This window comes from Desulfonatronum zhilinae (assembly GCF_900182865.1).
Classification (GTDB): Bacteria; Desulfobacterota; Desulfovibrionia; order Desulfovibrionales; family Desulfonatronaceae; genus Desulfonatronum; species Desulfonatronum lacustre.
In genome coordinates this window covers 1-10,715 of record NZ_FXUJ01000042.1, presented here as the reverse complement: position 1 = coordinate 10,715, position 10,715 = coordinate 1, and the positions used below count along the sequence as shown (strand labels likewise).

Annotated in this window: 7 protein-coding genes and 1 pseudogene; all 8 read right to left on the bottom strand. The window is 51.0% G+C overall.

From position 1 onward, the window contains the following. Positions 1 to 414: 414 nt before the first annotated feature. Positions 415 to 618: a hypothetical protein gene (locus AC559A_RS18115; protein ID WP_498819099.1), complete on the bottom strand. Its 204-nt coding sequence runs from the start codon at positions 616 to 618 to the stop codon at positions 415 to 417. Positions 619 to 654: 36 nt separating this feature from the next. Next, complete coding sequence (cysC, locus tag AC559A_RS18110; protein ID WP_498819098.1) at positions 655 to 1,272, bottom strand: adenylyl-sulfate kinase; 618 nt, start codon at positions 1,270 to 1,272, stop codon at positions 655 to 657. Between the two features lie 51 nt (positions 1,273 to 1,323). Further along, on the bottom strand, positions 1,324 to 2,073 hold the full coding sequence (locus tag AC559A_RS18105) for a SapC family protein (protein WP_498819097.1): 750 nt from the start codon (positions 2,071 to 2,073) through the stop codon (positions 1,324 to 1,326). 49 nt (positions 2,074 to 2,122) lie between these two features. Further along, positions 2,123 to 3,709 carry a methyltransferase domain-containing protein gene (locus tag AC559A_RS18100; protein ID WP_498819096.1) on the bottom strand — a complete coding sequence of 529 codons (1,587 nt, stop codon included), beginning with the start codon at positions 3,707 to 3,709 and terminating at the stop codon, positions 2,123 to 2,125. Between the two features lie 46 nt (positions 3,710 to 3,755). Beyond that, the gene (locus AC559A_RS18095) at positions 3,756 to 5,882 is read right to left on the bottom strand and encodes a sulfotransferase (RefSeq protein ID WP_498819095.1); all 2,127 of its coding nucleotides are present in this window, start codon (positions 5,880 to 5,882) and stop codon (positions 3,756 to 3,758) included. Positions 5,883 to 6,140: 258 nt separating this feature from the next. Continuing rightward, entirely contained in the window at positions 6,141 to 8,171 is a 2,031-nt protein-coding gene (locus AC559A_RS18090; RefSeq protein ID WP_498819094.1) for a calcium-binding protein, read from the bottom strand. Positions 8,172 to 8,372: 201 nt separating this feature from the next. After that, positions 8,373 to 10,106 (bottom strand): hypothetical protein, encoded by a 1,734-nt coding sequence (locus tag AC559A_RS18085; RefSeq protein WP_498819093.1) that lies wholly within the window; start codon positions 10,104 to 10,106, stop codon positions 8,373 to 8,375. 238 nt (positions 10,107 to 10,344) lie between these two features. Further along, positions 10,345 to 10,715 (bottom strand): annotated as a pseudogene (locus tag AC559A_RS18080) (hypothetical protein); the annotation flags it as partial.

Sequence of the window (10,715 nt, the reverse complement as noted above, 5' to 3'; positions counted from 1 at the left end):
TGACTGTTTACCTGGAAGCCAAAATGTATCGTCCATAAGGCTTAGCCTATTTCTATTCTTATATCGCAACATAGCAGTGACCTCGTTTTTTAAATCTTAATATCACTACTATAGCATACAATGCAAGCAAAATATTTAGTTAAATCGAATGCCTGCCGGACTTTTTGCAGGGAGATCATGAAGGCTTTATCACAGTCTGGTGTGTTGTTGCTTTTACTGTTTTTGCTTTATGCTTGGGGTTGCTTTGAGCAAAGCCCGTCGTTTGCGGCACGTGGTCCGTCATGCTTCCTGAACCTGAATCTGAACTGGAGGTCATCATCTCTCCCAGGCTGAAAAAATGAAAAGGCTGCCCGCATGCCTGTAGTCAGAATACATCGATTGGCGGGTAGGTATTTCGTGCTTCATCGTTACAGCTTACTGCACGGAGGTCTCTTCCTTGGGCAAGGTTTTCTTCAATTCATTGGAGTAGGAAATCCGAGCGGTTTGCAGAATAGCGGCTTCAGAGTTTAGTTCTGCAAGCTTGCGGTCGATGTATTGGATCGCGGCCAGTTGCTGTTTGGCTTCTTCGGAAAGCGTTTCTGAATCATACTCTTTTCCGTCGATAGTGATCACGGGCACGGGGTCCTCCTATGTTGCTGGTTGAAAGATGAATGGTTACGCCGTTGAAGGTTGGTGGGAATTGCAGTTGCGGGTTAAGAGGATGGACAGAACTTGGTCAACGCATTCCTCAATGGAACACTGATATGTTTTCAAAACCAAGTCAGGTTTATCCGGTGCCTCGTAAGGCGCGGATACGCCGGTGTAGTTCTTGATTTTGCCTTGTCTGGCCAGCTTGTATAGGCCCTTGACGTCGCGGCCTTCGCATACCTCCAAGGGGCATCTGACGTAGATTTCAATGAAGTTCTCCGGTCCGACAATTTGTCTTACTCGTTCCCTATCTGCCCGCATGGGAGAAATGAACGCGGCCAGGCAGAGTATCCCGGCGTCCAGGAACAATTTCACCATTTCGCCGATACGCCGGATGTTTTCGGCCCGACCTTCAGGGGAAAAGCTCAAGTCTCCGCAAAGACCGTGGCGCACATTGTCTCCGTCGAATACATACGTGCTCCGGCCTTGGTCGTGCAGGCGTTTTTCCACCAGATGGGCGATGGTGGACTTGCCAGAGCCGGACAGACCGGTAAACCAGACAAGACAGCTTTTATGGCCGTGCAACCGTTCGCGGTCCTCGCGGGAAACCAGGCACTTGGGGCAGACGGTGTTTGGGGTGTGCACGGATTGGCTTGCGGTGTTTGTTCGGTGTCTGCATACAGCACGGTATGCTTTCTAATCGAAACGGATAATGTCGTTATCTACGTCGATTTGTGCATTGGGCATGTTACTACCTGCTCCGGCCTGCTGCAATTGACGGGTAATTTCCGCTTTCTGATCGGCAAGTTGTTTGATTCTTTTGATACGAGCCATGGAGAACAGATGAGCATAGATAATCGGCAGCGCACCTTGTCGTCGCAGTTCGAGGTGGGCTTGATCGTCGAGCATGCCGAGTTTTTGGGAATTGATGCGCAGGAGATTGGCGGAAACTTCAGTCCAGCTTTCCAGCAACCCGTTTTTGTCCAGCGCCTGTAAGACAGGACCATCCCGCTGTGGATTTGGGGCAAAATTCTTGAGGGTTTCCATGAATTGCTCAAGGATTTTTGATGGCTTACCTTGGTCTGTAAAAAGTGGCTTACCTTGCTCGCGTGACAGCCAGTCGCTTTCCAGGTCTACAAGCATCTGGGCTTGGTCTTGACTATAGTGAAGAGCGAAAGGGTGGCATCGTACAACCACGGGCATATAGCCGCCCATCCAGTAACCTTTGGGGCCGATCTGGGAGTTGTTGTCCGAAATCAAGGAGAGAATCGCGACCAGGGCAAGGCCCGTCTCCGTTCTGGCAAAGGCCAGCGGGAGGTCCAGGGCAGCCTGTGGGGCCTCCGGAATGGAAACTGGCACGACTGGCTTGTGCTGGATGTAAAACAAGGTGCCTTGGGTCATTCTAAGATCAGTATGCTCGGTGCTGGAAAGGGGTGTAAACGACATGATACTCCTGATTGATTGGTTAATGAGAGAGCTTGAACAAGCCCGTGCGTCACCCTTTCGAGACAATACCGAGACGCAGCATGTTGTGCAGCTTCCTGTCTTGCAGGCCAGCTAGGACTTTTTCCAGGTCTTCGCGTTTAATCTTTGATGCGGCGATCCTGCCATGTCCCGTCGGCAACGTGCGTTTTTCGCTTGCGAATCGCTTCATTGTCATATCCAGGCAGTTATCGAAGCCGCCCAGAGCTGCTTCATTCAAAAGGCAGACCTCAACAGGAGAAAATTGCATGGTCGCTCCACCAGTCACGAAAGAGACCAAAGTCACTCCGTAAAGCCCTTCGGCGGCCTGGGAAAGCAACCATTGATTTATTCGGTGTTGAATCACGGGTTTCACAATCCGGATGGTGGGGGGTGAGGCAACTGGTCGATCAAGACAGAGAAAAAACTGCTGGCTGCCGATAAGCCTCATAGTTGTTTTGTGCAAACGCTCCGTCGGTGTTTCTGGTACGGCAACGGCATCCACGGATGTGGGCTGGCTTTCAAACGCCGGTATCAGGGCGTCGAAAAGAGGGCCACGCATACCCACCTGGTGGTTGCCAATAACCTGGATGGTGCGAGGGAGTTTTTCCGGTTCGCTACGACCCAGAAATTTAAGAGTATTCAGTAAAAAATGCCGTGCATCTTCGGGCATTGGGTCACTGTTTTTGATGAACACGTCCCTGCGGTTTTGCTCGTTGCGGATATAGTCCGTGAGCACCTGGCGCATGACCGGGTCATGGATATCTCGAAAGGTCGGAACCTGACCTGGGGGTACGGCCAGTTCCACGTCGTTCAATGCCAATTCGGTACGGCCGGCAAAGGACAGGCCGATGGGCCGCAACTCCTCGGCCATCTCCAGAAAATAGCGAGGCTTGAAGCCGCTGGCCATGGCGTTGTGAATAAAATGGTCCACCAGACCAGGATCAGTCTTGGCTCCGGTGATGTAGTACCGCGCTGCCTGGGCCGCACGCTGATTGGCGGCCAGATAGCCCATGCCTCGTTTGGCCAGGGTTTGCAGCATGGCTAGACCTTTTTCGGCTCGTTCACGGGAGGATAGTCCTTTGGCAGGTACCAGGGTCTGGATCAATTTCCAAAGCGGCGGTACGGCGGCCATTCCTGGCAACGTCGTGTATTCAACGTAGAATAGCCCTCCGTCACGCAGATGTGTTTTCAGGAATTCATGCACGCCGAGCAATGGTTTTTGCTCCAGCCAGGCGTAGATGCCGTTCATTCCCACCAGATCAAATACAGGCAGATCATGCTTTTGAAGGTCTTCAAAACCGGAGTGGATAAAGGCTACATTCTGCAAATTCAGGTCTTGAGCAATTTTTCGGCCTTTTTCAATATGTCCGGCGTTGAAGTCCACACCGTAGAAAGTTGCCTGGGGGTTTACGGCTGCCAGAGCGCAAACCGTAGTTCCGTCGCCGCAGCCGAGGTCGCAGTATGTGAAAGATTCGTTCACGTCCGGTGGGGCATATCCGCCAAGGGCCGCAGCCACGGCTATTACAAGCGGGGTTTGGTTGGGTACTACGCCCGACCGAAAGTCCACGTCGTGGACATAGAATCCGTCATCGTTGGGAAGGGTGGTTTCTGTCGTCATCGTCACTCACTGATGTTTGATTTGAGGGAATATATTTTTTGGAAAATCACAACGTCGGCCCAGCAATAAACGCCGTACTGGTATCCACGCTCTCTTCCAGTGTCTTGAAGCCGTCGGCCAAGACTCGTTCCAGTGGTTCCAGATACTGTTCGTACCGCCGCCATTTTTCTGCGGAACTGGTGTAGATACCCTGACGTACCTGACGGATGCTGGCGGTTCTGACGGGGCGTTTCGTCTCGTAAAACTTGAGAACACGTTTATCCCATTCCAACCCGCAGTGGTCCATCAACGAACGGATGGTCGATTCGGGGTTGCGGACAAGTTCCTGGTAGTCCAACTCAAAAATCCGGCCTGGGAACAGTTCGTGCCAATGGGCCATGATCCGCTCATGGTCGTTGAGCATATGCCCGATGTCCTCCAGATTGTAAGCGAAGCCCATAAGGCCGTGGAAGGCGGCAAAGTTTTGATAGTAGTTGGACACGGCCACGTCCCGGATGTCGCGTTTCATGTGGATGATGGGCACATTGGGAAAAATCAGGGCGATCAAACCGATGTGGTCAAAGTTGTGCGGCATCTTGTCTACAACGTAATCGGCGGTATCGTTTTGCTGGGCTATGCGTTGCAGGTAGTAGTCCGCTGCTCCATAAAGATGTTCACGGCCAAAGGCGTTCATGGCTTCAGGATAATGCCGATTGGGCAGCACTTTGGGTACCAAACGAGTCAGCCGGGTCATCCAATGCAATTCACCTGCTCCATATACTTGTGGATGGCTGCACAGGATTTGTTCGGTCAGGGTCGTGCCGGAGCGAGGCATGCCGGTAATGAATATGGGGCGTTTGCTGGGATGTCCGAGTCCTTGCAGCCGTGTAACCAAATCCGGCGTAAACGTCGTAATTAAATCCTGTATGGCTTTGCGGTGCGCTTTCCAGTTGTAGCGTATGCTAGATCGCATCAGATCATTGGCCTGGATCACTGTTTCAAACGAGGCTGAGTAGTTTTTGCGTTTATCATAGACCTTGGCCAGGGTGAACATGGCTCCGGATCGGTGAGGCCCTGGCATCACAGGGTTTTCCGCCACGCGGCGCAAGGCTTCAAGTTCGAGATCGTCGATGTCATGCCCTTTGCTTTCAACACGGCGGGCGATACCAGAGGGGTTGAGTAGGCCCGCCTCCTGCACGACAGCTTCCGCTTCGTCCAGCCTGCCCAATGAGGTGAGAACCTCGTACAGCTGGTATTTCACCTCCACGGCACCGGGAAAACGATCTGATGCCTCCGTCAGCAGAGCGAGGGCTTCTTCAGCTTTGGCCTCGTCCACCAGAATTTTAGACTGTAGTAAAATATATTTTGGCAATCCCGCAGCGTCATCGGCGATCTCCTCAAGGTCTTTGCGCACGGTGTCGGTAAAACCGGCTTCCAGGCGCGCTTCATTGAGTAGCAGCCGCAAGTTCATGTCCGAGGGATCGTCCTTCGACCATTCCAAAAGCTTTTCTCCGGCCTGCCACCACATCTTCTGCTGAAAACAAAGCTGAACATAGGCCATACGCACTTTTGATTCATCTGGGAACTTGTCCACAGCAGCGTCCAATGTAGCAAAGGCTTCGGAAAACCGTTCCGCCTGAAGCAGAACCATCGCCAGTTCCAAGTGAGCCGTAGGTTCTTCAGGATGTTCAGAGAGACGGGCTTCTTTTTCCTCGATCAGTTCATCTACTCGTTGCAGAGCAATCATGACCTGGCCGCGCTGGTTGCGTGTGATTTCAAGGTCAGGCTTGAGTTGCAGGGCTCTCGTATAATAGTCCAGGGAAGCTTCCAGGTCTCCCTGACGCAGCTTGATGCCACCCATGTTACTGAGCACTTCGGGCCGTTCCGGCTCCAGCAGCAGGCTCTGCTTATACGCTGATTCGGCTTCTTCGATCTTATTCATGGCCAGCGAAACACCGCCCAAACGCTGATGCACAACAGAGCTGGCATCCTTCATCAAGGCGGCGCGTTGGAGAAGCTCCAGTGCTTTGGCGGGCTGATTCACGGCAAAGTAGCAAAAGGCAAAGTCGGCAAGGCTTTCAGAATCATCCAGCTCATCTTCGACAACCTGATGGAAATGATGCATTGCCTGGCTTTGTTCATTGCGGAGAAAGCGGATCATGGCAAGAAGGGCATGTTCCTGCGACTGTTCCACAAAGTCGAGCTCGGGATGGGAAGCCAGATATTCAGTTAGCTTTTGAGACTCGCCAGTTCGTTGATAAGAGCGGAGATGAGAAATGTGTGACATCGTTTTATAGTATGGAGTGAGTGAGAATTCCAAAAAGAATATTCATAAATGACGTGGTTGCAATACAAAACCCGCCCCCCAGCACATGCTGAAGGGCGGGTTTTAATGAGGCTTTACAGGGACTACCCGCATGAAGACAAATCTTCAAGTGCCCCTGGCTAGAATTTAGAACAAGTAGATGTCACCAAAGGCAGCAGCGTTGCCAACGTTGGCAATAGTGAATGTGTTGCGGATGGCGAGGGCTTGGGTAACCATAGCTGTAACTGTTGCACCAGTCATCACTTGAGTTGTTGCTGCTACAGTAAGGTCAAATATATATAAAACATTAGCAGCATTATCAAATCCAATGGCAAAGTAGTCTTTAGCGCCCAACATGGCTGTTACCATCGCACCAGCTGTTCCACCTGTTGTCATGGCTGCGTTCATGTACGTCAAACCAGTTACTGCCATTTGAAGCGCAGTTAAGTCGGCACCAGCAAAGAAATTGTTAGCTGTAATCATTGCTGGAGCTGTAAACATGTTTGCTGTAATCATTACTGTAGCGCCGGTCATATCTACCAGATTCAGCGCTCCGATTCCGTTTGTTGCAATAGTATTACCTACAACATCAAGGTACAGTCTGTCGGAAGTTGTCGTGAAGTCACCGTTGGTGATGGTGTCGGTTGTGGCGAAGTTGGCGAAGACAAAGCTGTCTGCGCCAGCGCCGCCGGTGAGTACGTCGGCACCAGCGCCGCCGTTGATGGTGTCGTTGCCAGCACCGCCAATGATTGTGTCGGCTTTACTGCCACCTAGAATAGAGTCATCCCCTGCGCCACCAGTGATAGAGAATTTCCCATCCAACTCAGCAGAACCATTAAAAGTTAAAGCTTTAGTGCCGGTCAGTGCTGATGCGTTGACTGTAAATGTAGCATCAGCGGCAACGTTATCGTCATGTGTAGTGATTTTATAGCTAAAACCATCATTGAGTCTCAGAATATCAAATTTTGTGAAATCACCGTCAAATTGTAAGCCAGCTGAGTAATCTCCATGAAGATCAAGAGTATCAGTCCCGGTTCCGCCCGTCAGGGTGTCAGCAGGAGTGATATTTGCACCGCCATAGACATAGTTGGTACCGTTTCCAGTAATTACTTTTGAGTCGCCACCGTTGTTTTCAATATGGAAGATGTCACTTCCGCTTCCACCAGTTAATGTATCAGCCCCTGTACCGGCATAAATATGGCTTCCATTTGCTGTGTTGCCAGCAAGGCTGATTTCATCGTTCTCTCCAGAGCCATGAATTGTGTAGACTGTATTGTGTGCTGCACCGGAAGGAGCAAGCTTTACGCCAGCACCTGTCAAAGCCTTGAAGTCAAAATAACTCGCACCGGTAACGTCGAAATCATCGAATTGTTGAACAGCAGCGGCAGAACCTGTCATTGTTACAGTCTGAACACCGGAGAAGTTCGCCATATCCAGAGTGCCGGCCTTAGCGTTGTCTCCAACGAACATCAGGTTTTCAATATTTTGAACTGTTGGGGCTCCTGCCTGGGTCAGACCGTTAACGCCATCCAAGTTAACACGCAAAGCATCATTGTCGCCAGTCCAGTCGTCGATCAAGACGTCGCCGTTGGTTAATGTTCCCGAGGTTGCAATGACAAGATCAGGACCTGCCAGGAATCTAAACGGATCAGCGACACCGTCCCTGGAAGCTTCCGTGGATTTGGCGATATCATTACCAGCAGTTAAATTGAAAGGATCTTGTTGCGGCTCAGGAATCGGAGCTGGATCGGGTCCCGGAGGTGCTGGTGCTGGGCCTGGTGAGGGAACAGGTATTGGACTCGGGGTCGGGGTGACGGACTCCACGAAAGCATTAACCTGGGCAGGTGTCAGAAGACTAGGGGAGTCAACGCCTGCTGGGCCGGCGTTCCAGCCACTAGGGCTACCAAAAGAACCATCAACACGGGGCATTAACCCCAGGTCGTTGATCATTGCGTTGCCAAGGCCACGCGGCAGTATCGTGCCTGCAACAAGATTGTTTACGTAGTAGTTGACGATTGAGGCGTTTACGCCAAGATGTGTTCCGAACATGTTGGTCAGCATGTTCTGAACCAGTGTCTGGGCTGTTGCCAAGTTAGGAGATTCAGCGGTCAGCCCGCCAAGATTGCTCACAAACTCCTGCAATCCGCTTCTCCAGACGTTGCCGTTGTTCTCAAGCAAGGCCTGGCTCCACTGGGTAAGCTGTGCAGCGGAAGGCACCCTGCCTATAGTCTCAAAGTATGCCTTAACTTTCTTGTTGTAGCTGCTTGCGGTAATGATCATCATTGCCTCCTGCTTTGTAAAATATAAAATATGCGTCGTTTCGCAATTTAAAAAAAAACAGCCCTAAAATTGTTAGGGCTGTTTTTTTGTTAAACGTTATTATGCAATGATATCTTGCCAATTAATATCAGCTGCTGTTGCAGCGCCAACTAATTGGATCATGACGTCTACTCCAGCGTTGTAGGCACCGTTGCCATTAGTATCCCAGAAGAGATAGGCATCACCGGTATTGTTGAAGTTGTAAGCAACATAGTATACTACTGCGCCTCCTAGTGCGGCATCCGCTGCAGCTACAAGAGCACCATAGTTAGCAATTGCTGTGCCATCAGCTTCGACGTAATTTGCCGCAGTACCAGCAGTGCCAGTCTTGATATTATCAACTCCAGCAACAAATGAACGTATAATATCGGCTTCGTTTATGGCTCCAAGGGCAGGTGTATCGCCAGCTGCAAACTGAAATGTTGTGGCAAGCCAACCGCTTGTCATGTCATCAACGCCAGCGCCACCACGAATCACATCACTTCCCTGACCGCCGATGATAACATCGTTTCCAGCTGAACCTTGAACATTTACTCCTACTGTAGAAGCGCCAATGTTAAGGTTTGCATTGCCAGCTAATGTCACTGTGCTTGCAACTTCCATGATCACAGTGTTTGTGCCAGAGGTTGCCGTGATGTAGTTAATATCGCCGGCAACACCATCATGAGCGTCGATGCGAACCGTATTTGTGCCACCGTTCAAAGTCACACGGTCAAATCCGGTACCTGTGTAAATCACATCATTACCCAATCCAGAGGTAATGCGGTCATCCCCTGCACCACCGCGGAGAATATCGCTACCCGCGCTACCGATGATTGTGTCGTTGCCAGCGCTGAGAATTCCGGCCATGCTAACGCCTGCATTGCTGCCGGTGGAAGGTCTGGCATCAGAAAAATCAAGATATGTTGCTCCAGTAATACCGGGGTTCAAAAGTGTCTGCTGTTGTGTCAAAGTGCCCTCAACATAAATTCTCTGGGCAAATGTCGTCCTGCTAAAGTCCATTGTTCCAAGTATGGCATCATCACCCTGGATGATGATGGTTTCAATACCGCGAATAGTAGGCGCGTTACCAGCACCCGGGAGGCTGAAGGCGCGGTTAGCTCCAATGTACAATACGTCGCTGTCACGTGCAGCTGCCAACTGGCCCCAGTTGGTATCAAGAAGGGTGTCAGCCGCTTGCAGTGTGCCCGCAGGAGCATACACGACTTCGTCTCCGTTGGTGAACTTGAAAGGAGTGGGCAGAACGCCGTTGAAGGAACCTGTGCCATCGGCGAAGTCAGTATTGGCGGACATAAGAAATTCGCCACCGCTCAGGTTCTCAACATTGGACTCCCAAGCAAGACGCTGTGCAGCGGTCACCAGGGCGGGGGAGTTCGCACCGGCAGGACCGGCTTCCCAACCAGCGGGGCTGCCGTAGGTGCCGTCAACTTTCGGCATCAGGCCGAGGTCGTTGATGATGGCGTTGACAAGGCCGCGTTCCTTAATGGTACCGGCAACCATATTGTTCACGTAATAGTCTTTGACCGTCTGGCTGACACCAGTATGGTTGCCGAACATGTTGGTCAAAACGGCATTCACGCGTGCGGTAGCCAATGCGGTTGTGAACGGAATGTTGTTGCCCCAGCCAGCGAGCTGGCTGACATGCTGCTGCAAGCCCAGGCCAGACCAGACGTTGCCGTTGGTGTTCACCAGGTTTTGCGTCCACAGAGCCAACTCGGCTGCGGATGCGCTCCGAGCGAGAGTTGCCTCAAAGTACGCGTTAACTTTGTTCTGATACTGCACTGCTGTTGCCATAATCTTCTTCCTCCTAAAATTGTGAAAAGTAAAAAAAAGCCCATTCCAAAAATTCGATCAGACCTGCCCGAGAGTCACAACCTTCCTGCCTTTCGAGTTACTAACAACCAGCCTGACCGTGCCTAAAAAATGCCAAACCGGCCTTGAAAATTAAAAAACCCCCTGTTCCTGGTTGGAACAGAGGGCTTTTGACGGCATTTTGATGCCGGGGCTTTGGGAAGCCTATGGGCGTGTGATGTTACTGCATGGTTTGTTTCGGAGCGGTGGCTTTGTCAACCAGTATCAAGAAGGCTTCTAACGACTCAGCCTTGAACAAACTGATGGAAAGCCCCTTGAGTGTGCCAATATCGTCGATAGCGTCGAGCTTACTTGTAAAACCCATCGGAATATGCTCGAACTTGGCGATCAATAGGTCCAGAATAGTTGAGCGGATGCCTTTAAGTTTGCCTTCTTGTCTCCCATCAATCAAGCCTCCATCTCTTCCCTGCCTCATCCATTGATCTGCGAGCGTATCCATAATTTCCTTACCTCCTTGAGGAATCATAGCTAGAGCTTGTTCAAAGTCTTCCTCTTTCAGATATTCCGAGGCTTTTGCCAAATACCTGCAAA

Excerpts from the sequence above, each read along its gene's own strand:
- AC559A_RS18105 (WP_498819097.1), bottom strand. The coding sequence starts at position 2,073 with ATGTCGTTTACACCCCTTTCCAGCACCGAGCATACTGATCTTAGAATG.
- AC559A_RS18100 (WP_498819096.1), bottom strand. The coding sequence starts at position 3,709 with ATGACGACAGAAACCACCCTTCCCAACGATGACGGATTCTATGTCCAC.
- AC559A_RS18085 (WP_498819093.1), bottom strand. The coding sequence starts at position 10,106 with ATGGCAACAGCAGTGCAGTATCAGAACAAAGTTAACGCGTACTTTGAG.